Origin of the sequence: Caballeronia mineralivorans PML1(12), assembly GCF_001028175.1 — a bacterium.
Taxonomy (GTDB): Bacteria; Pseudomonadota; Gammaproteobacteria; order Burkholderiales; family Burkholderiaceae; genus Caballeronia; species Caballeronia mineralivorans.
The window spans coordinates 128,103-154,026 of the sequence record NZ_AEJF01000062.1; the positions used below are offsets into that span (position 1 = coordinate 128,103).

Sequence of the window (25,924 nt, forward strand, 5' to 3'; positions counted from 1 at the left end):
ATTTAAGGAGCAAAAGCATGAACGAACCTGCCTTCGATACCACCGAATTTCGCCGTGCGCTGGGCGCATTCGTCACTGGCGTGACTGTCGTGACGACGATCCAACCCGATGGTTCTCCGCGTGGTTTTACTGCGAACTCGTTTACGTCGGTGTCGCTGGATCCTGCGTTGATCCTGGTGTGTATTGCGAAGACCGCTTCGAGCCATCCGGTGTTTTCAGTGACGCAGCGTTTTGCGGTCAGCGTGCTTGCTGAAGATCAGCGGCCTGTGTCGGGTGTGTTTGCTTCCAAGAGCGCGGACAAGTTTGGGCAGGTTGGATGGCACGCACGCCGCACGGGCAGCCCGGTGATGGATGGCGCTGCGGCGAGTTTCGATTGCGAGACCGATCAGGTGGTGGACGCGGGGGATCACATCATCCTGATCGGGCGCGTGGTGGATTTCACGCACACGAGCGCGACGCCGCTTGGTTATTGCCGTGGCGCGTATGTGGATTTCAGCTTGTCGCAGGACGCGTTGGCGGCCACCGGGCAGCGTGCTCAGGTGGGTGCGATTTTGGAGCATCCGGCGGGACTTGTGTTGATCGAAACAGCGTCGGGGGCGTTGCAATTGCCGATTGGGACGCGGTTGGAGCCAGCTTCGGATGCCGCTAGTTTGCGGGGCGTGCTGGGCGGGTATCGGCTGAATGCGAATCTGGATTTTCTGTTCGCGGTGTTTGAGGAGAAGGGGATTACGCATATCTATTATCGCGGCCGCATTGTTGATGATGCATCTGCGGGAGCGGATGTACGGTACGTGCCGCTTAATGCGATTCCCTGGGACATGATTCGTGATTCCGCCGTTACGGCAATGCTGCGCAGATATGTGAAGGAGAGAACGGAGGATGCATTCGGCATCTATGTGGGGGATGTTGAGACGGGGACTGTGCAAGCACTAGGGGGATTCTGATTCGTTCGCACTCGGGGTTCTGTTTGGTGGGGTTTTGGGGCGTAGTGGTCGGGGTCGATGCCGGGTTGCTGCTGCTCAGATTGGCGGTCGGTTTAAGTTAGTTATTCTATTTATCACTATTAGCCACTGTGCGTGGCGGCACTTCATTTCTTTTTCCGACGACGGCGAAAAAGAAACAGAAGCAAAGAAAACGCATCCCAACAATCGGCAAGTTAGTGTCCCTAGCGTGCAGGCCTCAGTTTTTGGCACCTGATAGCACGGTGCTCGCCAGACTCACCGATGTTTGAACCCCTCCTTCTCGCGAATCCTGACACGAACACGCTTCGCCCCCAACGCTCTCGGGCAAGCACCGCAGCCCCCAGACCATGACGGCCTGACGTGTGCTGCTTGCCTCATTTCGTGGTGGGTTGGCTACGTGGTTGCGCCGTGCGTATCTATTCGGAGGTCGGTTGTTCGCGTTCAGCACGGGGTGTCCCTTGGGCAGATTCAGTCACTGGTGGCGAAGCGTGTGGGTATCCGTGTTCGGAGAAGGAGGGCTTCAAACATCCTCAAGTCTGGCGAGCACCGTGCTATCAGGTGCCAAAAACTTCTAGCCTGCACGCTAGGGACACTAACTTGCCGATTGTTGGAAAGCGCTTTCTTTGCTTCTGTTTCTTTTTCGCCGTCGGAAAAAGAAATGAAGTGCCGCCACGCACAGTGGCTAATAGTGATAAAAAATACTGCCAACATATAACGACCGCAGACCTAAGCAGCAGCAACCCGGCATTGACCCCGACCACTAACACCGAAAGCCCCAACCCGGCATCGACCCAAAATCCACAGCCATTGGCAATCCCATCTGTCCACGGGCAAGAGGTCAGGACGCAGCGCCCGTCAGCTCGCGGCAATACGCACAAAAAGCGCGACTAGCTGCGCCGGCAGGGTAGAAGGGTCGCTCACAATACGACAGTACTCACGTCCGACAATGCGGCGCATATAGCCGGCACCGCCTTCGTCGAGAGCGATCCCGCAGGTCACCATGCCCGCTCGCCGGGCGTCCTCTGCGGCGACCTGTGCGTCATGAATCAGATAGGCGTCGTCAAAGACATCGATATCCGAAGGCGTTCCATCCGTAATCACGATGATCACACGACGTTCACTTGTTTCGAGCGACATAAGGGACGTTGCATGACGGATCGCAGCCCCCATGCGCGTAGAGTAGCGTGCGGTGCACGCCCGAATCGACGCGCTGCTGACCTCATCGAGCGTCGTATCGAAATCCAGCAGGCGATAGTAATTCACGCACTCTCGTGTATCGGAGGAAAATCCGTGCGCCGCAATACGATGACCCACCGAGCTTGCCGCTTGCACCAGCACCTGTGCGGCCTCTTTTTCGACATCGAGGATCGAGCGGCCCGCATCCGGGACGATATCGCCTGCTGATGCGGACAGGTCCAGCAGCAACAGCAAACTCATTGAACGTTGTCTTGTACCTGGGCGCGTGAAGACGCGATGCTCGGGCGAATGGCCGCGCCGGCGATCGATTGCGTGTTCAATCGCGGCATCGAGATCGAGTTCCTCGCCCTCAGGTTGGCGGCGAAGCCGCGCATTGCGCGTCAGGCTGGCCGTCACCGGGAGCTTCACGCGCGCAAGCGGTATTTGGGCCTGCAGGCGGTGAGGTGCACTTGGGCTGGGCGACCTGCGTTCGATTACCGTGCACCAGTCCGAGCGCAATAGCCCTAGCCGATAGTCCCACTCGGGATAGCGCAAGCGACGTATCTCCTGCTCGGTCGCGACTTGTTCGTCAATGCTGTCTGAACGCGATGCACCTGCCGAACTAGACTCTACTTGCAGCTCTTGAATGCTTTGCGGCGTAGTCGTATCCGGATAGGTCCAGAGAAACGAGTTGTCGTCACGGTAAGGCGCGGGCACCACATACTGTTGCGGATGAAAGCGCACACGCATCTGACCCAGGTCGTTAGCCAACACGGAAGCAATCTCGCGGAACGACGCGTAGTCGTGAAGCGAAGTCGTGAGCGTGTCGAACAAGCTGCGCGCCTTGTTCACCCAGTAGTTGTCGTCCTGGTAAGCCGGGTCGATCAATGCATAGTTCATGCGTGACACTAAGGCCGCGAACGAAAGTCCCTCAGGGTGAAGACTTGTTTTCAGGAACGGTACAAACCACGCCCTCGTGCCCGGAAGGTCCCGCATCAGAAGCTGCTCCACGCGCGCATCTTCTACCGCTGAAATCACAGCCAGACTCATGGGCTTGAGCGTTCCGACCGGTTGTGCCGCGGGCGAATGCATCAGGTGCGCCGCCGCGTGGGCAACCGACGCGCGAAAGAGCAGCTCCGGCTCGGGCGAATCAAGCGATGAGTAATCCGAGGGCAACAGCAGGTGCATCGACGAGAGGATCGGTCTCATCGGCGTGACGTCGATCGAGTCAAGCGGCTGTGCCTGAATGCCGATCCGGCGCAGCGAGAGTCCTTCAATCAGCAACGAAAGCGACGGAATCGAGGCAGCGAGACTCGGCGCACGTGCTTCGTTTTCGAGTGCAAGCCATGCGCTTTTGTTCTGCAATCCAAAATAGTGAAGTCGCTTTTGCGGTTCGTTCGGATAGAGGCGCATGCCGGTCAGCATCCAGCGGACGAGCGCGTCGGCCGGAAGCCGGTCTAGCAGCCTTTGCATGTTGACGCGCAAGGCGCTGGCGCTTGCGGGGTCGTGTTCCTGCAACTTTTCCGTAGCGCGTCGAAGAGCTGCTTCATGCTCCGCACTTACCCGGTATTCGTCGATCACGTCCGCCGTTAAACCCGTGTCCGCAATTGTCATGGCGTTAAGCGAAGTGCGCATCCACAATGCCGCGTAGCGCGCGAATCACATCCGGCTCGTCCGTTAGCGCCTGCGTCATGGTCGCTTCGCAACTTTCACGGGGCTCAACGCCGGCACGGATCAGCGTGGCCGTGTAGATCAGCATGCGTGTCGACACGCCTTCTTCCAATCCGCGATCTTTAAGCGCCCGCGTGCGGTGAGCGAGCTTTACAAGTTGCGCGGCGAGTTCGATCGGCACGCTCGCTTCCTTCGCGACAATGGCAGCTTCGACTGCTTCGTCGGGATACTCAAAATGCATGGCGACAAAGCGCTGTCGCGTGGATGGCTTCAAGTCCTTCGTGCGACTCTGATACCCCGGGTTATACGACACCACGAGCTGGAAGTCCGGATGGGCGCGTACCACTTCGCCTCGCTTGTCGAGCGGCAGGATGCGGCGCCCGTCGGTGAGCGGATGAATGACAACAGTGGTATCTTGCCGCGCCTCCACGATCTCGTCGAGATAGCAGATCGCACCGGAGCGCACGGCAGTAGTAAGCGGTCCGTCATGCCATGTCGTGCCATGCGCATCGAGTAGATACCGTCCAACCAGATCCGACGCGGTCATGTCTTCGTTGCAGGCAACCGTGATCAGCGGACGCCCGAGTTTCCAGGCCATGTGCTCGATGAAGCGTGTCTTGCCGCAGCCTGTCGGCCCTTTGAGGATTACGGGCAAGCGGTGTGTATAGGCGTGCTCGAAGAAGGCGACTTCGGTGCCCGCAGGCCGATAGAAAGGCTCGTCGGTCAGTCGATACGAATCGAGATCGGAGAACACGGGGCAGCGGTCCTTTATATGAAGGGAGCGAACAGGCCACCGTCTTGGCAGTGACCATTTTCCCGGGCTTAACGATGCTCCACCGGCTCGTGCGGGATACCCTCGATCGGACATTCAGGCGTGCCGATGGTCGAGCGGGTCAGCGCCTCTACCTCTTTGCGCGTGCCGTCCGGGTCGTTCACCCATTTGCCGTAGAACTCGAACGGACAGGCCGCCACGCCGAGTGCGCCTTCGCCTGAATTGAGCTTGCCGGTGTAGCCGCGGTGCAGCAGCTTGAACAGGTGGTTGTTCGACTGCATGTTCTTGCGCGCATCGCGGATCAGGCTGATTGACAGTTCACCATAGTTGATGCCCATCTCCTCGGTGCCGCATTCGCCAAGCGCGCGGCCGTCAAAGCCGATAATCGACGAGCCGCCGAAGTACGAATAGACGCCGTCAAAACCCGTGGCATTCGCGACTGCAACGTACGAATTGTTCATCCACGCCATGGTCTTCGCCACCATTGCCTGCTGTTCCTTGGCGGGATACATGTAACCCTGGCACCGGACGATCAGTTCTGCACCGCGCATTGCACAGTCGCGCCAGATCTCCGGGTAGTTGCCGTCGTCGCAGATGATCAGGCTGATCTTCATGCCCTTTGGTCCTTCGGAAACGTACGTACAGTCTCCCGGATACCAGCCTTCAATTGGTGCCCACGGCATGATCTTGCGGTACTTCTGCACAATCTCGCCCTGGTTGTTCATCAGGATCAAGGTGTTGTAAGGCGCCTTGTTTGGATGTTCCTCGTGCCGCTCGCCTGTCAGCGAGAACACGCCCCACACGTTGGCCTTGCGGCAGGCCGCCGCGAAGATTTCTGTCTCCTCGCCCGGAATGGTTGCGGCTGTCTCATACATTTCGCGGGCGTCGTACATGATGCCGTGCGTCGAATATTCGGGGAAGATCACGAGGTCCATGCCAGGCAGACCCTGCTTCATTCCAACCAGCATGTCGGCGATCTTGCGGGCGTTCTCAAGCACTTCCGCTTTCGTGTGCAGGCGCGGCATCTTGTAGTTGACGACGGCCACGCCCACGCAGTCTTTGGTGCTTCCAATATCCCCATGTCTCATGTCGATACTCCTGATGTAAGGTGGTAATAGATACTGCAATACGATGCGTAGACACCCATGCGCTGCAGAAAAAAAGAACAAAAAAAGCCCGAGCCGGAGTGATCCGGGTCGGGCTTCTTTGCCTTGCATCTGGCTGGCGACGTTGGCAGTCAGGTGCGATTGTCAGGACGGCTACTTGTCCTTGATGGTTTTATAGCACATCAAAAAATTTGCAAAAAGACATTCTTCAAGTGTCGGATGCTAGAAGTCCAGGACCGCGTGCGCTTGAATAATGGCCTGGGCCATCACCTCGATCGGTTGGCGCTTGGCCATTGCTTGCGCTCTTAAGAGATCGTAAGCGTCCTGCTCCGACAGCTTGCGGGTTTCCATCAAAATGGTCTTGGCTTGCTGGATTTTTCGCTGATCCGCGAGCTTGTCTTCAAGCCGCCCTACATAGTGTTCAAGGGTTCGCTTGGACTTGTGCTGATACAACGAAATTGCAATGGCGGTAAGCAAGCCAAACGAGCGCACCGGCGATGGCACCAGACAGTAAGGATTAAGCTGCAACACGGCTTCTATGACGATCGGGTTCTCGTAGCTTACAACCGGTATGACGGGAGGCGTTCCTTTTGCGTCGAGCCAGGGAAACTGGATAGACAAGGTTTCCGGACGTACAGCCAGGAACACGACATCGGTTCCGTCCGGCAGCGCGTCAAGAGAAGGCCAGACCATTTGAACCTCGCATCCGATCCGGCGAAGTTGTCCACGGAGCTCCTCTCCGTCCTGGTCGTCGGGGTGGATGGCGACGACCTTTAAAGAGCGAATGTCTTTGAGCGCCTGAGACGTTCGGGACGATCCCTGTGTCATCCCCGTGCTCCGCCCTGAGCCGGCCCGGAGACAGTCTCCGCGTCGATCAGCGTATGCGATATCTGGAATGGCGCGGCCGGCGTCCAGCCGGCGCTTTCGCTAACAATGTCGAATTGCCCGCTCTTGTTCAAACGTCCTATGCGCGGATGCAGATAGGTATGGTGATTGTGCTCGTCGATCCTGACGCGTCCTTGCGGTGCATCGATCTCCAGTCCAGGCAACGTGTTGAGCAAGGCGTTCGGGTCGTCGCTGCCGGTGATGGTCATGGCGCTCGCCAGCAGATGCATCTGGAAATAGGCCGCTTCCCAACATGTGTCGGTCTGCATCGTATCCCCGAAACGGCGCTGATAGTTTGCGATAACCTTTCTATTCAGCGGGCTGTCGATGGACTGGAAATACGTCGCCGCGGTGATATGTCCTTCGCCAATGTCGGCACCCATGGCAGCCACCTCTGTCTCGCTCGTGCTCAGGCTCGCGATAGGTGTCTCATAGGGATTCATCCCGACCTCGGCAAAGGCCCGGTAAAGATGCGAGATCCCGGTGCCGACCACCGTGGAGAAGATGAAGTCGGGTTGCAGGGCGGCGATTTTTTGAGCGACGTGAAGGTAGCTTTCCCAGCCGGCATCCAGCGGTATGTATACTTCTCCCAGCTTTTCTCCACGCTGCTCGAAAACCAGGTCGCTCATGATGCGATTTGATTCGTAAGGGTAGACGTAGTCGGAACCCACCATGAAAACGCGCGATCCGAAATTGCTCAGCATGTAGCTAGCCAAAGGCACGCTGTTTTGATTAGGCGTTGCCCCGGTATATATGACGTTGCGGCTATATTCGAATCCCTCATAGAAGGTCGGGTAAAGCAGTAGCGCATTGTGCCGCTCAACGATCGGGATCACCGCCTTTCGTGTGCTCGACATATAACAACCGACCACGACCCGAACCTGCTCCTCGACAATCAATTGCTCGATCATCGTGGCGTATCTGTTAGGTATGGAAGCCGGGTCGCGAAAGATCAGCTCTAGCTGACGGCCATTGATACCGCCTGCCGCGTTGATCTCTTCAGCCGCGAGTATGGTCGCTCGCTGTTGAGACTGTTCGATGGGCGCGGTGAGTCCCGATGATGAAAACAGGACGCCGATCTTGATAGGCGCGTTGTGGAGTGCGGTCATATTCGGTCCGGGATTCTCTCTGGTTCAACGTCGCTCCGGTGCCTCCTGCTGCACCGTCAGCGTGTCTCATGCACGGCATCAGTGCGCCCGTTGTCCCACTTTGGGAAAGCGCACTGACAAAGAATTGCATTGCTCGAGGTCTGCGCATTCAATGCGATCCCTACTCGCGCGTTACCGGGCAGGGATCCGTGCTTCGAGCCTGCGTCATTGCAAGCCGTTTGGCATACCTCTTGCATTGCTTAAGCATGATCAGGGAATGGCGTCGTGAACCCCACACCTGAATCGTACCCACTTTCGTTGTTAGAGACAAAGACGTCTTAAACAACACCGGCCAAAAAAGCCCGCAACCTCAAGGAAACTTGGGTGCGGGCTTTTTTTTGTCCTCAATTTTTTGGAAGGGCATTATGAAAAAGACCAGACGCGGTTTTCTGAAGACTGCACTTGCTACTACCGCGGCCACTGCACTGCCAGGATCGATGCTCCTGCGGGCGCCCTCGGTCAATGCAGCCGAACCGGTGAAGGTGGGCATCCTGCACTCGCTGACCGGTACCGTTGCGATTGCCGAAGCACACGTGGTCGACGCGGAAAAGCTCGCCATCGATGAGATCAATGCGGCAGGCGGCGTGATGGGGCGCCCGATTCAACCGGTGGTGGAGGACGGCGCGAGCGACTGGCCTACCTTCGCGGAGAAAGCGCAAAAGCTCCTTGAGGGAGATAAGGTCTCCACCGTGTTTGGTTGTTACACGTCGGCCTCGCGCAAGGCTGTGTTGCCCGTGTTCGAGCGCTACAAGGGCTTGCTGTATTACCCGACCTACTATGAAGGCCTCGAGATGTCGAAGAACATCATGTACACGGGCCAGGAAGCCACGCAGTCGGTGATCCCGGCAGTCAACTGGCTTGCCAAGAACAAGGGCAAGAAGTTCTATCTCGTTGGTTCGGACTACATCTGGCCGCGCACGACAAACCGGATTGCCCATCCGACGATCGCGAAAGCGGGCGGGTCGGTCGTCGGCGAGGACTACTTTCCCCTGGGCACGGTCGAGTTTTCATCGGTCATCAACAAGATCAAGGCCGCGAAGCCGGATGTCATCCTGTCGACAATCGTCGGCGGGTCGAATGTCGCTTTCTTCAAGCAGCTGAATTCGGTGGGCATCACGGGCAAGAATCAGGCAATCATGGCTCTGGCCGTGACGGAAGAAGAGGCTATCGGGATTGGCCGCGAAAACATCACGGGCGTACTGTCCTGCATGGGTTATTTCCAGAGCGTGGAGAACCCGCAGAACAAGAAATTCGTCGCTGCGTTCAAGGCCAAATACGGGCAGGACCGCGTTGTCGGCGACACCATGGAAGCCGGGTATTTGTCCGTCTACATGTGGAAGCTCGCGGCTGAGAAAGCGAAGAGCTTCGACGTGGAGAAGGTGGTTGCCGCCTCGTCTAATCTTGCCTGGGACGCCCCGGAGGGCGCGATCAAGTTCCACGCTAGCAACCACCATCTCTGGAAGCATGCGCGCATTGGCGAATTCCAGCCCGACGGGCAGGTGCATATCCTGTATGAGTCGCCGCTGATCGAGCCGAATCCTTTCCCCAAGCTTTGATTCACGCGGGTTTGCTCTAACTCACTGAGGACGGGTTGCAGCGCAACGCGACCCGTTCAGAAGGGACCTCAATGTCTTTCGATACCTTCGTCACGCAGGTTTTCAACGGCCTGTCGTTATTCACGGTGCTTGCATTGATGTCCATCGGGCTGGCGATCGTTTTCGGCCTGATGGGTGTCATCAACATGGCGCACGGCGAGCTGATGGCGCTTGGTGCCTACATGACGTATCTGACATCGGTCGTGTTCACTCGTTTTCTGCCATCCATGACCGGTGCTTATTTCTTCGTTGGCATCATGGTCGCGTTCGCGGTGACGAGTGCGGTCGGGTTTGTACTGGAGCGCGTGATGATCCGCTTCTTGTATAAGCGCCCGCTCGACACGATGTTGGCAACGTGGGGTCTTTCACTGGTGTTTCAGCAGCTTTTCCGGCAGATATTCGGTCCTATCGATGTAAGCGTACCGACCGTGTCCTGGCTGCAGGGCGCATGGAACGTCACACCCGGAATCGCCATTCCGTTAAGCCGTATTTTCATTATCGGACTGACGTTTGCCGTGGCCTTGTTTGTCTACCTGTTTCTATTCAGGAGCCGGTGGGGGCTGCGAATTCGATCCGTCATGCAAAACCGCGCCATGGCGGGAGCTGCCGGCATCAACACCGAGCGAGTGGACGCCGTTACGTTTGCAGTGGGATGCGGCCTTGCCGGAATCGCGGGAAGCGCGCTCACCATGATCGCGTCCACGGGTCCAGCCACGGGGCAACAGTACATCGTGGACACGTTCATCGTGGTCGTATTCGGCGGCGTCGAAAGCCTGGTCGGCACCTTCCTCTCGGCCTTCTCGATTGGCGAATTGCAGTCAATGTTCGAGATAGCGTTGAGCGGTTCAATGGCAAAAGCAGCCATCCTCATGCTGGTCATCGTTGCGCTTTACTTCAGGCCTAACGGGCTCTTTGCGATCAAGGTTAGGCGGTAATCATGAAAGACCTTCCGGTTGTTTCCCAGGGGAAAGAACGGCTACCGTCGGCGGCGCCGTCGATCAGCGGCGCAGTGCGGGCAACAGCGCTGCTCGAGCGGTACTCAGTGGTCTTGCTGGCCTTGTTGATACTCGTGGCCGTGCCTGCTGTATGCGGTGCCTTTCGTCTGGGCCTCTTTGCCAAGTATCTGAGCTTCGCATTCTGTGCGGTCGGCCTCGTCCTGACCTGGGGGTATGGCGGAATCCTGAGCCTCGGGCAAGGGATATTCTTTGGACTCGGCAGCTACATGATGGCGATGTACATGAAGCTCGAGGCAACATCCAACGACCCGGCGGCAGCCGTCTTCGGGTCGGGCGGGCCCCCTGTGCCTGACTTCATGACATGGAACAGCATCGACAAACTGCCGTGGTGGTGGACGCCATTTCAGCACGCGTGGTTTGCTATTCCCGCCATCATCGTGTTGCCGACCCTGCTCGCATTTATTATTGCGTATGCGAATTTTCGCAAACGTGTTGGCGGCGTCTATTTCTCGATCGTGACCATGGCGCTCGCGTCCATCATGTCCATTGTCATTATCGGGCAACAGGGCGTCACGGGCGGCATCAACGGGATCACGAACCTGCCGACTTTCATGGGCTACAGCGTTCAATCCGATACAGCAAGCTATGTGATGTACTACGTCACCGCGTGTCTGCTGCTTTGCGCGATCCTGGTTGGCCGGTTCATTCTGAAAAGCCGCCTGGGGAACGTACTGATCGCCATTCGCGATCGCGAGGATCGGATCCGTTTTTCGGGCTATGACCCGGCGTTGTTCAAAGGCTTCATTTTTGCCGTCGCCGCGTTGTTCTCGGCAATTGGCGGAGCGATGTTCACGCTCCAGGTCGGCTTTGCCTCGCCGTCCGTCAGCGGCATCGTGCCGTCTATTGAAATGGTGATCTACGCAGCCGTCGGTGGACGTCTCTCTCTAGTGGGGGCCGTCTATGGAACGGTGCTGGTGGGTGCCGCGAAGAGCTTCCTGTCAGAGCACTTCGTCGGATTCTGGCTGTACCTGATTGGCGCCTTGTTTATCTTCGTTCCCATGTTCTTGCCGAAAGGTCTTGCGGGTGTCATCGAATGGCTGCGTGAGCGGCAGGGAGCCGCGAAATGAACCAGATGATCTTGTCCGTTGAAGACCTGACGGTGTCGTTCGACGGCTTCAAGGCGGTCAGCGACCTTAACTTCTACGTTGAGAAAAATGAGTTGCATGTGGTCATTGGACCGAACGGTGCGGGGAAAACAACGCTCCTCGACATGATCTGCGGCAAGACCAAACCCACGCACGGAACGATCAAGTTCAATGGTTTGCATCTCGAACGCCTGCTCGAGTATCAGATCACGCGTGCCGGCGTCGGGCGGAAATTCCAGAATCCGATGGTCTATGAAGACCTGTCCGTTGCCGAGAATCTCGAGATTTCGTACCCGCATAAGCGCGGTGTATTCGGTTGCCTGTTTTTTCGCCGCGACGATATCGTTCAGGATGAGATCGATCGCATCGCCGCGTTGATTTTTCTTGGCGATCAACTCGACCGGAAAGCGGCCTTGCTTTCGCACGGACAGAAGCAGTGGCTCGAGATCGGCATGCTGCTGATGCAGGATCCTGAACTGCTGCTTCTCGACGAGCCGGTGGCAGGGATGAGCGCCAAGGAGCGCGAGCAAACGGGTGCGCTGCTGCGCGAGATTGCCAAGGGCCGGTCGCTGGTCGTGATCGAACATGACATGGAGTTCGTCAAGGCGATTGCCGACAAGGTTACGGTTCTCCACCAGGGCAAGACGCTTGCCGAAGGATCGATGGAGAAAGTCCAAAGCGATCCGAGGGTTATCGAAGTTTATCTGGGGCACTAGACATGTTATCGATCAGGGGACTCAACGTTTTCTACGGCGAGAGCCAGGTACTGCACGACCTCAACTTCGATCTTTCGGCCGGCGAGACGGTAGCCGTGATGGGGCGCAACGGCATGGGGAAAACCACCCTTCTCAAGTCGCTCATCGGGATGATCCCGGTTCGCAGCGGTGAGATCCTGCTTGGCGAGAAAAACCTCGCGGGGCTAAAGAGCTACGAGCGGGTAGCAGCAGGATTTGGTTACGTGCCGCAAGGCCGCATGATATTTCCGTATCTGAGTGTCGAGGAAAATATCCTCAGCGGAATGGACAGGATCAGCAAGCCTGTGATTCCGGAATATATCTTCGAATCCTTTCCGGTCTTGTGGGAGATGCGCAATCGCCGTGGGGGCAACCTCTCGGGCGGGCAGCAGCAACAGCTTGCGATAGCGCGTGCACTGGTTTCCAACCCCAAGGTCTTGATACTCGATGAACCAACCGAAGGGATACAGCCGTCAATCATTAAAGACATTGCGCGGGCGCTGAACAAGTTGAAGAAGGAGCGTGATTTCGCACTGGTTGTCTCCGAGCAGATCCTTACTTTCACGCTTGAAATTGCCGACCGGTTCCTGATCATCGAGAAAGGCCGCTTCGTTCATGCAGACCGGCGTGAGAATGTGGACGCCGAGCGAATCATGCGCTTCCTGACTATTTAAAAGACGCGTTGCCAATTTTCGCCAAAAGGCGATTTCATGTCATTAAGTTAGTGTAACTAACAAATTAGAAATTGTCTTCCAGTAAAGCATAGGAGTCGATCCATGAACGTTTACACTGCCATTGTCGGAAGTGCAGCCGAGCCTCGTATTTCCGATCTCGTTCACAACCTCGAACACCACGGTCGCGTTGATTACCTGACCCTCAACGCCGACGATATCCAGCGACACCGCCTGCGTGCGACAACCGATGGCGGCGACGAATGCGGCGTTGCGCTTGACCGCGATGCGCAACTGTTTGACGGTGCGGTCCTGCGACTCAGTTCCGACTATGCGCTGATCGTGCGCACAAAGAACACCGCTTGGCTGAGCCTTGTCCCGCGAGATATCAGCGCGGCGCTGGAGCTCGGGTATTTTTCCGGAAACATGCACTGGAAGGTTCAATTCGACGGAGAGGTTTTAAAGATCGCCCTGAAGGGTGCGGTCGATGACTATCTGGCGCGTTTGCACCCGTTCATCGAGTCCGGCCGGGTGGTGCTTGCCGATCCTGCCCATGCTTGAGCCACCATCTACCCTGGGGCAAAAAGCGGCTGGTTTGCTGGCATCGCTACAGCACGCAGACACATTCTTCCCTAGTGGATCCATGGCATTTTCATGGGGACTGGAAGGGCTTCTTCGCGATCGGCTCGTAACGAACGCAATCACGCTGGCGGCTTTCGTCGAATCGCAGGCGCTGACGCGGTGGGCGACTTTCGACCAGGGCATTGTTTGCGCGAGCTGGGATGCGTTCGAGTCTCGTGAAGCGTGGCGCGAGGCAGATGCTTACGCGGAAGCCATGACACTGCCGCTGTCTTTGCGAACCGGCTCTCGGCGACTCGGCAGAACGCTGTCCGATGTACACGCGCGCCTCGGATCGCAAACCGCCAGCGAGCTGCTGCAGGAAATTGCCACCGGCGTTTCTCCCGGGCACCTCGCAGCCGTTCAGGGAATCCTGTGGCGCAGCTTCGGCATCAGCAAACTCGAGACACGCGTCATGTCGGCACATACGACATGTACCGGCGCGGTCAGCGCTGCGGTCAGGCTCGGGATCGTCGGGCACCTGGACGCGCAACGCATTCTGTCACGACTCAGGCAGCCGATCGCCGATGTACTGGACCGTCCGCCCCCAGCCTTGTCAGACCTATCCTCCGCGACATTTGCCGCTGACATCGCGTCAATATGCGGCGACGCGGTCGATGCCCGGATGTTCGCCAACTAGAGAGATACACCATGCTTTTGACACCGACAGAGTACGAGCGCCTTACTTTGTACACGGCAGCCGAATTGGCCCGGCGCCATCGGCACAAGGGGCTTCAGCTTAATCATCCTGAAGCGGTCGCCATCATCGCCGACGAGATATTGGAAGGCGCACGGGAGGGGCGCACGGTTGCTGACCTCATCGCCTTCGGGTCGACCTTGCTGACCCAGGACGATGTCTTGCCCGGCGTGGCCGAGATGCTGCCCATGCTGCAGGTTGAGGGGTCATTTCCGGACGGGACAAAACTGGTGACCATTCATCAACCGATTCGGCCGGGCAAGCTTGGACTGCCGGCGGATACCGTGGTACCTGGGGAGATCCTGGCTGCGGACGGGAATATCGAGCTCAACGTCAACCGGCAGACGGCGGTCGTGAAGGCAATGAATACGGGTGACCGGCCGATCCAGATAGGAAGTCACTTCCATTTCTTCGAGGCGAACAAGGCACTCCGGTTCGATCGGCAGGTGGCGTTCGGTATGCGCCTGGACATCCCTGCGGGAACGGCGGTCCGGTTCGAACCAGGCGACGTGAAAGAAGTGAATCTCGTGGCGTTCGGCGGGACGCAGGAAATTTTCGGCATGAATGGCCTGACCGCCGGTTCGATATCGGATCCGGACGTTCGCAAAGCCGCGATTGAACGTGCAAGAACGAACGGCTTTCAAGGAGCATAAATGGTCACGATGACGCGAAAGGCTTATGCGGAGATGTTTGGCCCGACGACCGGTGACGCGGTCCGCCTTGGCGATACGTCGCTGCTGGCTGAAATCGAGCATGACTACGCGGTTCCCGGCGATGAATGCCTGCATGGCGGCGGCAAGACCTTGCGTGACGGCATGGGGCTGATGTCAGGGCACGACAGCGCGGACGGCGCGCTCGACATGCTGATCTGCAACGCAATGATTATCGATCCGGTGCTTGGGGTCATCAAGGGCGATATCGGTATCAAGGGTGGCCGGATTGTCGCCGTCGGCAAGGCAGGAAATCCCCAGACCATGGACGGCGTGCATCCTCGCCTGATCTGCGGCGTCGCGACTACCGTCAAGGACGCCGAGGGTTTGATCGCGACGCCCGGCGGTATCGACGTCCACGTCCATTTCGATTCCGCCCAGCTTTGCGAGCACGCGATTTCGTCGGGATTGACCACCCTTATCGGCGGATCGCTAGGTCCAATCACGGTTGGCATCGACTGTGGCGGTTCCTGGAACGTCGGGCGAATGATGGAAGCGTCCGAGCAATGGCCGATCAACTTTGGCTTCCTGGGTCGGGGGAATTCCAGCAAACCCGGCTCGCTTGTGGATCAACTGCGCGGTGGTTGCCTGGGTCTGAAAATTCACGAGGACTGGGGTGCGACGCCGTCAGTGATCGACACCTGTTTGTCCGTGGCCGATGACTACGATTTCCAGGTGCAGCTTCATACCGACACCCTCAACGAATCGGGATTCCTGGAGGACACGGTCGCTGCCATGAAGAACCGGACCATCCATATGTATCACACGGAAGGCGCAGGCGGTGGCCACGCGCCTGACATTATCGCGGTGGCTGGCCGGCTCAATTGCCTTCCCTCGTCAACGAACCCGACCAACCCGTTCACGGTGAATACTTTCGACGAGCACCTGGACATGATCATGGTGTGCCATCACCTCAACCCGGCCGTCCCTGAGGATGTCGCGTTTGCAGAGTCCCGAATCCGTGCGCAGACCATATCAGCCGAGGACGTCCTTCACGACATGGGGGCGATTTCGATGCTGGGATCGGATAGCCAGGGGATGGGGCGCATCAATGAAGTGATTTCGCGGACGTGGCAGCTTGCCTCGAAAATGAAAGATCAACGCGGACGCTTATCGGAAGAGATGTCTGCTCGTGGCGACAACGAGCGGATCAAACGCTATATCGCCAAGTACACGATCAACGCAGCGCGGACCTTCGGAATCGCCGATACGGTCGGCTCTCTTGAGGATGGTAAGTTAGCGGACATCGTCTTGTGGCGGCCTGCGTTCTTTGGCGTCAAACCCGAGGTCGTGGTCAAGGGCGGTTTCATCGCCTGGGGCGCCATGGGCGACTCCGCCGCATCCCTCATGACGTGCGAGCCGCTTGCGCTGCGGCCGCAGTGGGGTGCGTTCGGCCGGGCGCCCGCAACGCTCGCGGTCAACTTCGTCAATCCGCTGGCGATTGAATCCGCGCTTGCCGCGCGGCTTGGGCTTTCCCGGAAGCTCGTCGCGTCTGGCGGGACCCGCAAGCTGACCAAGCGCGACATGCTGCACAACGACGCGTGCCCCGCCATAAGCGTCAATCCACAGACATTCGATGTATTGATCGACGGTCAGGTCATTCGCTGCGACCCTGCGCGTGAAGTGCCCTTGAGCCGTCGATACATGTTGCGTTGAACCAGAGGAGAAGTTCGCTATGGGTTTCGTTTCGCATTCTTTGGCCCTCGATTCAGCGACCGTTCCAGAGCCACGGCGGGGAGTAGCTCGGGCTGCGCGCGTCGGGATCGGCGGGCCTGTGGGCTCAGGCAAGACGCGCCTGCTCGAGCAACTCATCCCGCGCTTTGCGGCACGTGGCGTTGATCTGGCGGTCATCACCAACGACCTCGTCACCCGCGAGGATGCGGAACGCGTCAGGCGCAGCGGCTTGATCGATCCGGAGCGCGTGCTAGCTGTCGAAACAGGCGCTTGCCCGCACACGGCCATCCGCGAAGATCCAACCTTGAATTTGCAGGCTGCCGACTCGCTCGACGAGCGTTATGCGGGACTTCAGCTAGTCCTGATCGAATCCGGCGGCGACAATCTGGCATCTTCGTTTTCGCTGGATCTGGTGGACTACTGGCTCTTCGTTATCGACGTCGCGGCAGGTGACGACATCCCGCGCAAGCGTGGGCTGGGCGTCATCTCATGCGATCTGCTGGTCATCAACAAGTTTGATCTCGCGCAGTATGTTGGCGTGAACCTGGAGCGGATGGTGGCTGAAGCAAGAGAGGTGCGAAACCAACGGGCGGTGACGTTGACAAATTGCGCGACAGGGGACGGCGTTGACGCCGTGGTCGACGAGATCATTGAGAAAGTCCTGTTCGATGTTCATTGAATCCCGTTGTTCCCTTGAAGATACGGCGCAACTCGACCTGCGTTTTGACGCGAGTCCGACGGGTGAAACGTACCTGTCGAAGCAGCGCGCAGGCTATCCGTTTCACGTGGGCCGATTGCTCCAATGTGAAGAACCGGCTTGCCCCCAAGCGAGCGTTATCGTCCAGTCTTCGTCGGGGGGAATATTCGAGAACGATCGCCTGCACCAACGATTCGAAACAGGCGCGCACGCGGTAGCTCACGTGACAACGGCAGCCGCGACCATCGTGCATACGATGACAGCAGGCCGCGCCACTTCAAACGTGTATATCGAGGCACATCGCCACGCTCGTTTTGATTATGTGCCGCAGCCGACCATCCTGTTCCCGCACGCTGTTTTTTCCAGTGCAATCGACGTGATGCTGCATCCCGGCGCCGTCGTGTTCGTTCTCGATGCTTACCTGTCTCATGATCCAGGCGGCCGAGAAACAGCCTTCGGCCACCTTGAAACGTGTATCACGATCTGGGACTCGGAAGGCGGGCTTCGCGCAAGGGACCGATTCACGATAGAGGGCCAGTTGACGGGCAGGCTGGGGCTCGGTGGGGTCGCGCAACCGTGGCGCTCGCATGGTGGATTGCTGGTATTGACTCTCGATGGCGACGCGGACGCAATCGCTCGAAGCATGAATCGCGTCTTTCAGAACGAAGGTCCCGATTATTCGAGGGTGTACGCAGGCGCTGGCGAACTACCCGGTAGTTGCGGTGCCTTCGCGCGTGTCCTTGCTCACGATGGCCAATTGCTGCAAAAGACGTTGCGCATGGCCTTGAATGCGGCGCGTCAAAACATGGGCGGGGCGGACCTGCCGTCGCTCAATCAATCAAGCCACGAACTCGCTCAGGAGAAGGAGAAGACATGCTGAAGCTGGATGCCTTGGGAGAAAGCGGCCCGCTGCGCCTCAGAATAGCTGTCCTTTATGCGGCATTGCTAGCGTTCAATCTGGGAGCGTGGCTCTGGGCGTTCATTGCATTTCACGACTATCCCTTGCTATTGGGAACCAGCTTTCTTGCCTATTCTTTCGGCCTTCGGCATGCCGTGGATGCCGACCATATCGCCGCGATCGACAACGTGACACGTAAGCTGATGCAGACCGGCAAGCGCCCGATCAGCATCGGCTTGATGTTCGCGCTCGGCCATTCAACGATCGTTGTGCTGGCGTCGGTTGGCATAGCGGCGACGGCAATGGCTTTGGAAGGGCGATTGGCGGGGTTGAAGGAAATTGGCGGCCTGATCGGGACGATTGTTTCCACACTGTTCCTGTTCGCCATCGCCACGATGAACCTGTTCGTTCTCCGATCGATAGTTGAGGCGTTTCAGCGTGTGCGAAGGGGAGAGCCTTGCGCAGAAGACGAGATCAACAGGCTCATGGGAGATCGGGGATTTCTTGCGCGTATTTTCAAACCGCTCTTCGGGGTGGTGACTAAAAGCTCGCACATGTATTTTCTCGGATTTCTATTCGGCCTTGGTTTTGATACCGCTACGGAGGTTGGACTACTGGGAATGTCGGCGGCGGGGGCGACACGAGGCATGCCGATCTGGTCGATCCTGGTTTTCCCCGTATTGTTCACGGCGGGTATGACCTTGGTCGACACGACCGACAGCATCCTGATGTTAGGCGCGTACGGGTGGGCGTTCACCAAGCCAATCCGCAAGCTCTACTACAACATGACGATCACGACACTGTCCGTCGTCGTTGCTTTCTTCGTAGGCAGTATTGAGGGCCTTGGGCTCTTGGCGGAGAAGTGGCAATTACACGGCGTATTCTGGAGTGCAATCGGCAGTTTGAACGACAATTTCGGGACCGTTGGTTATGTAATCGTCGGCGTTTTCGTGCTCAGTTGGGCTGTCTCCGCAGCGGTCTACAAGTGGAAGCGCGTTGAGAAAGCAGCAGCACGGACCGATTTTCTTTAATTTTCCTTTCAAGTTCCGCGCCGGGCATTCCCGGGTTCACGCCGTAGTGCCTTTCAGTTAAGACTTACTTGGAAAAGAGCCGCCCTTAGTAATGAGCGCGGCCTTTTGCATTTTTAGCACCAAGCGTGCGTATCCCGCGATGTGCTTCCGGCGCCGATCATAGTTGACGCCCTGTACAACAGCAGCCCTTCAATTGTTCGTTAAATCCCGCCAGTCAATTCGTTTTTTGCCGCTTTATCGCGGCTGAAGAGATGTCTACATTTGCACGGACGCAAGCCGATTGGTTCCAGAAACAGCCAGTCATTTCCCACGGTACCTAATCTCTTCAAGGAAACGATTATGAGCAAGCTCGCAGGTAAGGTGGCCGTCGTCACGGGCGCATCCAAGGGTATTGGAGCCGCTATCGCCAAGGCACTCGCAGCAGAGGGCGCTTCGGTGGTCGTCAACTATGCAAGCAGCAAGGCCGGCGCCGATGCCGTTGTCGCAGCGATTATCGCGGCCGACGGTAAGGCAGTTGCTGTCGGCGGCGATGTTTCGAAGGCGGCGGACGCGCAAGGCATTGTCAACGCGGCCATCGAAACGTTTGGGCGCCTCGACGTCCTCGTCAACAACTCGGGAATCTACGAGTTCTCGCCCATCGAAGAGATCACCGAAGAACACTTCCACAAACAGTTCAATACCAACGTATTAGGCGTGCTGCTCACCACGCAGGCCGCCGTGCGCCATCTCGGCGAGGGAGCGAGCATTATCAATGTCAGTTCGGTCGTCACCAGCGTTACGCCGCCGGCAAGTGCCGTCTATAGTGGCACGAAAGGCGCGGTCGATGCGATCACCGGCGTGCTCGCGCGTGAACTCGGGCCGAGGAAAATTCGCGTGAACTCAATCAATCCCGGCGTAGTGGTGACCGAGGGTACCCAGAGCTCAGGGATAATCGGGTCTGACCTTGAAACGTGGGCGCTCAGCCAGACTCCGCTCGGCCGGCTGGGTCAGCCGGATGACATCGCGTCGATCGCAGTGTTTCTTGCGTCGGACGACGCGCGCTGGATGACGGGCGAACACGTTGTCGCGAGTGGCGGCATGCGCTGATCTGGACGGACGATTCTGCCTGGCGCGGACCCGCTGTGGTCCCGCCGGGCGCTTTTGGCGTCGTAGACTCTAAAGTCTGGCTTGCGCGCAGTTGAGTGGACTTATCGGTAGTGAAGGAGGCCTGCTATTTGCGATGCCGACTTCGTAGGGATTCGCACAAATTCGATGAAACGCGCAACCACGGCATCGCTGCGAGCTGCCTGCCACGCTAACGTGATGGTGAGCTTGAGTCCGATCTGTGCGTCGCAGATCGGTCGATTCTGTTGAAAAACAGCTGTTTTTTAGCATGACGAAAAAATCCAGCGCGGCGACTTTGCCTTTTATATCGTCAGCAAACATGGGAATTTGATCAAAGCTGCGACTTCGTCGTTCGTCACGCAGTCGCAATCTCCGACTTGTCATCTCTAGCCATGAGTCGAATCGCCATTCGCCGTAGGTTTTGCGCCGTTGCTGCCAGCAAGAACTCATCATGCGCACCGCTTGGCCCGCGCAACCGCAAACGGTCAAGCTTCAGGATGCGTTTGAGGTGCGCGAAGAGCATTTCCACCTTCTTTCGCTCTCTTCGAGATTGCTTGTAGGCGGATGTTGTCGCGATGCGTCTTGCCTCATCGCGCGCAGCTTCGTGGATGCTGCGCGTGACTTTGCGAAACGGGGTCTTCGGACAGCAGCGTTCTTTCATTGAACAGCCAGCGCAGTCGAGTTGGCTTGATCGATAGATAATCGTATCGGCCTTGGTGACGTGCGTACGCGAATTCTTGAATTGGCGACGCTCACTGCGCAGCGCCTTCCCAGCAGGACAACGATACTCGTTGGCCGTCTCATTCCACTTAAACTCGCTAGTGGAGAATGCGTCGTCCTTGCGCGCGTACCTTTCCCAAACTGGGACGTGCGGTGCGATCTCTTTCTGCTCGACCATCCAGCCAAGCATCGCTGCAGTGCCGTAGGCGGTGTCGCCTACAAGGCGAGCGGGCTTGAGACAAAGCCGTTGTTCGACTCTATCAATCATCGTTTTCGTTGATTCGACCTCGTGGGATCGGTTTGCGGGCGTCGCCTCAACGTCCATGATGATCCCCGCTTCCAGGTCGATCAGATAATTGGTCGAGTAGGCGAAGAACGCAGGGCCACCAGGCGCAGCGGTCCAGCTCGAGGCAGGATCGCTCAGGGATATCATCTTCGGGGGAGTAGACGACTCTGCGGATTCGGCTGCGTCGGAAGCTACTGGATTGCTCTCTTCGAGGGCCTGGAGATACTCCCGCACGGCGCGACTCTGTTTTGCGGTAGGCCCCCAGTCGATGGGATCTGTTCCCGGCACCGCGCTTGAACGACTTGCATCAGCCTTGATAATACTTGCATCGATAGCGAATCCCTCACCCCTCACAAGCCCCTCAGCCATGCAACGGCCCAAGACGGATTCGAACACATGGCGTAAGACGTCGCTATCGCGAAAGCGTCCGTGGCGATTCTTAGAGAACGTCGAATGTTCAGGTACCGCGTCATCCAAACCCAGGCGGCAAAACCAACGATATGCCAGATTCAGATGGACCTCTTCGCATAGCCTGCGCTCGGAGCGAATGCCGAAGCAGTAGCCCACGATCAGCATGCGGATCATGAATTCTGGATCAATCGAAGGTCGACCGATCGGACTGTAGAAAGGCGCGAGGTGTTGACGCAAGTCGCCGAGATCGAGCGCCCGGTCGATGCCTCGCAGCAGGTGAGTTTGAGGCACGTGATTGTCGAGGTTGAACGAGTAGAAAAGCTTGTTCTGCCCGCTATCCAGTTGACCCATCATGACGATCTTCTCCTCGTCGATCAATATCTAAAGGATACCTAACCATAAACATAAAGGCGACTTTTTCAACAGAATCGGCCATTTTGAGTCACTCAGCAAAGATTCGCTAACGTACGCTCGAAGAACGACAAAAGACATTCATCGATGACGCTTCGACCTTTCGCTTGAACTTACGCTCCGAGTTCGACAGGTCCAACGCGGCCGACGTTGTTCCGGACGGGGCCAAGTGATATTGCGGGGGATGAAAGGAATCACAGATGTTTGGAAATAGAACTCACCAACTTCCGTAGTTCGTCGAACTGCGTGATCAACTCGAGACACAGGACGAACGCCAGCATCGAAGACGGTCCTGGGTAGCGTTCAATCCATCGCAACGATTGAGTCGCATAACGCGTTCTAACGGAGTCGCGCGTCATGACGTAAGTAATGGCGATCCCAATCGCGGCCCCCGCGAGCAAGTCGGTCGGGTAGTGAAAGCCGAGATAAGCGCGCGGAACGCAAATGAAGATCGCGGTGTATAGGAGAGCCAGCACACCAACTCGGCGCCAGACAATAAAAATGCCCGCCGCGACCGACATCCACAGCATTGCGTGATCGCTCGGAAACGAACTCCACGTTGGCAGCATGGCGTCCGGTAGCGAGCCAGATGCAAAGTGCAGATGCAGGTTGGGGTCGTAGAGAGGACGCACCCGGAATGGCAACAAATCAGCGAGAAGTCTTCCAGTGGCGAGTGCCAACAGACTGCTCACGATCGTTGCGATGACCATTTCGCGCTGCCGCTCGCGACGCTCGCCAGGTTGGAACCATATCCACCACAAAACGGGGATGAGCACGAGGCCCTTGAACGTGTACAGATCTGTGAGGGCTTTTATTGCATGGTTAAATACGAAGCCAAAGCTCAGTTTTGTAAGAAATGTCTCGATGGCCGTATCAAAGCTGTTCATTTTTTGTAGGCAATATGGAAGCAGGGCGAGCAAAACGGGAACCGCGCCCGTTCTCGGGGGCGCTTGGATGGCGAGTCACCGCGAACATAAAAGCGAGAGTGCGAGCAAAAACCATTCCCTGAGATCCGATAACCGGCGCTGACAATGGACGGGGACTTCGCCTCATAGGCTGTCCTAACGAGCTTGCTCAAGGCATCAAGGAGGTCGCAACGCTCCCTGTGGCTCTGGTACGACTGGGTGGCGAGCGTCGCCTCGAGGGCGTTTGATCACGGGTCGACTACTGAAGTTCGACATCGGACCGGGTCCGGCCAGATTGCGGCCATCGCGACCGTCGGATCGGATGACCGCTATTAACGAGAACGCGGACTGCTCAAGCGTTTCCAATTTCAAGCCTCAGCCCGTTGTTTCGGCAATGCGGAAGTGACCAGCTCGACCTGACCATAGCAATCGAGAAGCGGTTGCGATAATCTCCAGCGTGCGCGCCGGGCGGACCGTCGCTGCCGAACAAGTTCAGGAACATAACCAGGGGGTTCGTTCCACGATGTCTGACCAAAGCGGTAGTCAATCCGTCACGATGTCTGACCGAACCGGTAGTAAATCTGCCTTGCGTCAAGTTGCAGCTTCGAGGCTTTTTCTCGGCGCAGCGATTGCGATGTTTCTGTCGGGTCTCGGCGCGTCAGCGGCTGCACCACAGATCGTTCTGTTCTTGGTGAAGGAGCTCGGCGCCTCGCTGCCGTTGGCGGGATTCTATTACTTGACCAGCCTTGCAGCTCCAGTCGCGGGGTATTTCGTCGGCCGCTACTCCGATCACACAGGGAATCGCCTCGGTCTTTTTCGCATGTGTGCTGCGGCGGGCTTTGTGGGCTGGGCGGGGCTGGCCCTCGCTACTTCGGTCTGGATGCCCTTCATCATCGCCGTCGCTTTGCTGGCCGTTTCCGGTGCTACCGCCTCGCAAATTTTTGCGGCTGTCCACGATGAACTCAGCGACAAGCCCGACGACGCAAATGAAAGTGTCGTTGCCATCATCCGTATGGCGCTTACCGGCGGATGGATCGTTGGGCCTGTCTTAGGAGCGTGGGTGGCGGCTGCCTATGGCCTGCGCCCCATGCTTTGGATGACCGCCATCTGCATGCTTCTACAGATCGCACCTCTCGGAACGCTGAACCCAACGGTCAAGCTCAAGCCGGAGTCGGCGAGCGAGCCCGCGCGTCACTCCAGCCTACGTGCCATGCTTCCACTGCTGACGTTCACAGGACTCTTCGTCTTGGTCTACACAGGGGAGCCGGTGAAGTACGGATTCCTGCTGATCTACATGGAAGAACACCTCAAGCTAAGTCCGGCCGTACGGGGAGCGGTCATCGGGATACAGCCATTCATCGAGCTACTCATCATGCCCTTCAGCATCGGGCTGGGCCGCAAGCTTGGCAACGTGTGGTTGATGTGTATCGCGGCCGCCATCGGGGTGTTTGCCAATCTTTGCTTTGCGCTCTGGTCGTCCGCAGCGGGCATGCTCGCCGGACAGATCCTCATGGGTGGTGTTTGGGGCATATTTATGGTTCTGGGCATCATCGTCGCTCAACGCCTGCTTCCCAACGCGGTAGGGACGGCGTCGGCAATCTTCATGAGCTCGACAGCTCTCGCCTCGGCGTTAGGAGGCGTCGCGGGCGGTTTCGGGGTCGCATTCTTGGGCCTTCCCAATGTCTTCCTGCTGCCAGCGCTCTTCGCGGGTATCGCAGTTATTGGACTGGCATTGATGGCACGCGCTGAAAGCTTCAAGGTGTATTGATCTCGGCCAGTCTCTTCGCGCGCTTCACCATCCCGTTAAGGCAGTCCTTCGACGATTAGGGGTAGCCCCGAAAATCGAAATTCACCCTTGCGAATAATGCACTTAATTATCAGCGACCGTTTTCCTAAACTTGATATCACCTGCAACGGACTCGATCCCGCGCTGTCGGCGCACTGTATGTCGTCAATACTGTGCAATACCGGCCTGAGAAGCCTTATTGCGCGTCGCGTGAGCTGATTGAGACCTAGAGGGTATCGTGGGCCTAAACGAGGTGCCGGTCACCTAGGTAGGCCTTAGGCGGGCGTAGATTCTTTCCAAGAATGAAGTACGTGTCTCGTGCCAGCCCTGGGCGGCGATCTGCGGTTTGCTTCACGTGCACCACTGCGAACGGTCGCGCGAGTTTGATCGCCACGAGCCAAGCGTACAACGACCGCTATGGAGAAATACGAATGGATCGTTTGCGTCGAAATTCCAGTCCAATCAAGGAGGAACGGGTTATGAACAAGGCAACCAGCACATTAATCGCGGCCGTCGCGGCACTCACGTTGTCGGGCGGCGCTTATGCACAGAGCAACAACACGCTGGCGACCCCGACGACCGTGTCGCCGGCCAATGCAACGAGCGGCTACGGCACGCCTGGCGTCACCAACTCGGAAAGCGGCAAGGCCGCCGGGTCGCCGAACTCGGGCCTGCCGAATAGCACGAACAATAGCTCGACGTCCCTCACCAACCCTCCCGGGAGTCACAACACGCTGGCGACCCCGAGCGTAGTGTCGCCGGCTGCCGGCCAATAACAGTTGTTAAAGATGATAACCAGGCGCAAATAAGCGCAAAGCGACTAAGCGCTGCAATCGCGTAAGGCGCAGTTGCAATTGTGACCGGTGTCACAACTTCGTGACGAAGCGCCGTCATGGACGCGCAAATGCTGACGGGCGCGTGAGCAGTTCAAGCCCCGGCAGAGCGAGACATCGAGACGCTTAGCGTGTGTCGTAACGGACTATCCTCACGAAATCCGCAAATCCGGAGTTCGAGTCCCTCGTTCGCCACCCATCGTAAGAAAGACCGCTGCCCTCACGGACAGCGGTCCTTGACCGCTTCCTGGCAGCGGCTTGCGGCACACCGACTGGTTGCATGCCCGTAGGGTGACGGAATAACAGCGACTGGCGACACAGT

23 protein-coding genes are annotated in these 25,924 nt (G+C 57.7%); 16 read left to right on the top strand and 7 right to left on the bottom strand.

Going from position 1 to position 25,924, the window contains the following annotated elements; genetic code table 11:
* Positions 1-17 precede the first annotated feature (17 nt).
* Complete coding sequence (locus EOS_RS08205; protein ID WP_047846110.1) at positions 18-944, top strand: flavin reductase; 927 nt, start codon at positions 18-20, stop codon at positions 942-944.
* A gap of 873 nt (positions 945-1,817) precedes the next feature.
* Here the strand turns inward: EOS_RS08205 and EOS_RS08210 are convergent.
* The 5 genes from EOS_RS08210 to EOS_RS08230 form a co-directional block, all read right to left on the bottom strand.
* On the bottom strand, positions 1,818-3,773 hold the full coding sequence (locus tag EOS_RS08210; RefSeq protein WP_053063797.1) for a nitric oxide reductase activation protein NorD: 1,956 nt from the start codon (positions 3,771-3,773) through the stop codon (positions 1,818-1,820).
* Positions 3,757-4,563: a CbbQ/NirQ/NorQ/GpvN family protein gene (locus EOS_RS08215; RefSeq protein WP_235442736.1), complete on the bottom strand. Its 807-nt coding sequence runs from the start codon at positions 4,561-4,563 to the stop codon at positions 3,757-3,759. Before EOS_RS08215 ends, EOS_RS08210 begins: the two co-directional genes overlap by 17 nt.
* Before the next feature lie 68 nt (positions 4,564-4,631).
* Entirely contained in the window at positions 4,632-5,669 is a 1,038-nt protein-coding gene (locus EOS_RS08220; RefSeq protein WP_047846111.1) for an aliphatic amidase, read from the bottom strand.
* Positions 5,670-5,909: 240 nt separating this feature from the next.
* Entirely contained in the window at positions 5,910-6,515 is a 606-nt protein-coding gene (locus EOS_RS08225) for an ANTAR domain-containing response regulator (protein ID WP_047846112.1), read from the bottom strand.
* A complete protein-coding gene (locus EOS_RS08230) occupies positions 6,512-7,681 on the bottom strand; it encodes a transporter substrate-binding domain-containing protein (RefSeq protein ID WP_047846113.1) in 1,170 nt (389 codons plus the stop codon). Before EOS_RS08230 ends, EOS_RS08225 begins: the two co-directional genes overlap by 4 nt.
* A 404-nt stretch (positions 7,682-8,085) precedes the next feature.
* Between EOS_RS08230 and urtA the strand changes: the two genes are divergently transcribed.
* From urtA to EOS_RS08295, 13 genes are all read left to right on the top strand, one after another.
* Positions 8,086-9,276, top strand: a complete 1,191-nt coding sequence (gene urtA, locus EOS_RS08235; RefSeq protein WP_047846114.1) for an urea ABC transporter substrate-binding protein — start codon at positions 8,086-8,088, stop codon at positions 9,274-9,276.
* Positions 9,277-9,347: 71 nt separating this feature from the next.
* The gene (gene urtB / locus EOS_RS08240) at positions 9,348-10,250 is read left to right on the top strand and encodes an urea ABC transporter permease subunit UrtB (protein ID WP_047846115.1); all 903 of its coding nucleotides are present in this window, start codon (positions 9,348-9,350) and stop codon (positions 10,248-10,250) included.
* 2 nt (positions 10,251-10,252) lie between these two features.
* Positions 10,253-11,398 carry an urea ABC transporter permease subunit UrtC gene (gene urtC, locus EOS_RS08245; protein WP_053063798.1) on the top strand — a complete coding sequence of 382 codons (1,146 nt, stop codon included), beginning with the start codon at positions 10,253-10,255 and terminating at the stop codon, positions 11,396-11,398.
* Positions 11,395-12,132 (top strand): urea ABC transporter ATP-binding protein UrtD, encoded by a 738-nt coding sequence (gene urtD, locus EOS_RS08250; protein ID WP_047846116.1) that lies wholly within the window; start codon positions 11,395-11,397, stop codon positions 12,130-12,132. The genes urtC and urtD overlap by 4 nt, the downstream gene beginning before the upstream one ends.
* Positions 12,133-12,134: 2 nt before the next feature.
* Positions 12,135-12,824, top strand: coding sequence for an urea ABC transporter ATP-binding subunit UrtE (urtE, locus tag EOS_RS08255; protein WP_047846117.1), 690 nt, complete (start codon positions 12,135-12,137; stop codon positions 12,822-12,824).
* 102 nt (positions 12,825-12,926) lie between these two features.
* Positions 12,927-13,382 carry an urease accessory protein UreE gene (ureE, locus tag EOS_RS08260; protein WP_047846118.1) on the top strand — a complete coding sequence of 152 codons (456 nt, stop codon included), beginning with the start codon at positions 12,927-12,929 and terminating at the stop codon, positions 13,380-13,382.
* Positions 13,383-13,464: 82 nt separating this feature from the next.
* On the top strand, positions 13,465-14,079 hold the full coding sequence (locus tag EOS_RS08265) for an urease accessory protein UreF (protein ID WP_200908615.1): 615 nt from the start codon (positions 13,465-13,467) through the stop codon (positions 14,077-14,079).
* 11 nt (positions 14,080-14,090) lie between these two features.
* Entirely contained in the window at positions 14,091-14,789 is a 699-nt protein-coding gene (locus tag EOS_RS08270; protein WP_047846120.1) for an urease subunit beta, read from the top strand.
* Positions 14,790-14,798: 9 nt separating this feature from the next.
* A complete protein-coding gene (gene ureC, locus EOS_RS08275) occupies positions 14,799-16,502 on the top strand; it encodes an urease subunit alpha (protein ID WP_407639115.1) in 1,704 nt (567 codons plus the stop codon).
* Positions 16,503-16,542: 40 nt separating this feature from the next.
* Positions 16,543-17,199, top strand: a complete 657-nt coding sequence (gene ureG, locus EOS_RS08280) for an urease accessory protein UreG (protein WP_268760298.1) — start codon at positions 16,543-16,545, stop codon at positions 17,197-17,199.
* The gene (locus tag EOS_RS08285; RefSeq protein WP_053063799.1) at positions 17,189-18,097 is read left to right on the top strand and encodes an urease accessory protein UreD; all 909 of its coding nucleotides are present in this window, start codon (positions 17,189-17,191) and stop codon (positions 18,095-18,097) included. Before ureG ends, EOS_RS08285 begins: the two co-directional genes overlap by 11 nt.
* The gene (locus tag EOS_RS08290) at positions 18,091-19,146 is read left to right on the top strand and encodes a HoxN/HupN/NixA family nickel/cobalt transporter (RefSeq protein WP_047846123.1); all 1,056 of its coding nucleotides are present in this window, start codon (positions 18,091-18,093) and stop codon (positions 19,144-19,146) included. Before EOS_RS08285 ends, EOS_RS08290 begins: the two co-directional genes overlap by 7 nt.
* Positions 19,147-19,485: 339 nt before the next feature.
* Positions 19,486-20,232, top strand: coding sequence for a glucose 1-dehydrogenase (locus tag EOS_RS08295; protein ID WP_047846124.1), 747 nt, complete (start codon positions 19,486-19,488; stop codon positions 20,230-20,232).
* Between the two features lie 373 nt (positions 20,233-20,605).
* Here EOS_RS08295 and EOS_RS08300 read toward each other — a convergent pair whose 3' ends face one another.
* A complete protein-coding gene (locus EOS_RS08300; RefSeq protein ID WP_047846125.1) occupies positions 20,606-22,021 on the bottom strand; it encodes an IS1182 family transposase in 1,416 nt (471 codons plus the stop codon).
* A 251-nt stretch (positions 22,022-22,272) separates the two neighbouring features.
* Entirely contained in the window at positions 22,273-22,965 is a 693-nt protein-coding gene (locus EOS_RS08305) for a phosphatase PAP2 family protein (RefSeq protein ID WP_047846126.1), read from the bottom strand.
* 541 nt (positions 22,966-23,506) lie between these two features.
* On the opposite strand from EOS_RS08305, the gene EOS_RS08310 reads away from it, so the two are divergent.
* The gene (locus tag EOS_RS08310; RefSeq protein WP_047846127.1) at positions 23,507-24,751 is read left to right on the top strand and encodes an MFS transporter; all 1,245 of its coding nucleotides are present in this window, start codon (positions 23,507-23,509) and stop codon (positions 24,749-24,751) included.
* A gap of 497 nt (positions 24,752-25,248) precedes the next feature.
* Positions 25,249-25,545 (top strand): hypothetical protein, encoded by a 297-nt coding sequence (locus EOS_RS08315; protein WP_047846128.1) that lies wholly within the window; start codon positions 25,249-25,251, stop codon positions 25,543-25,545.
* Positions 25,546-25,924 lie beyond the last annotated feature (379 nt).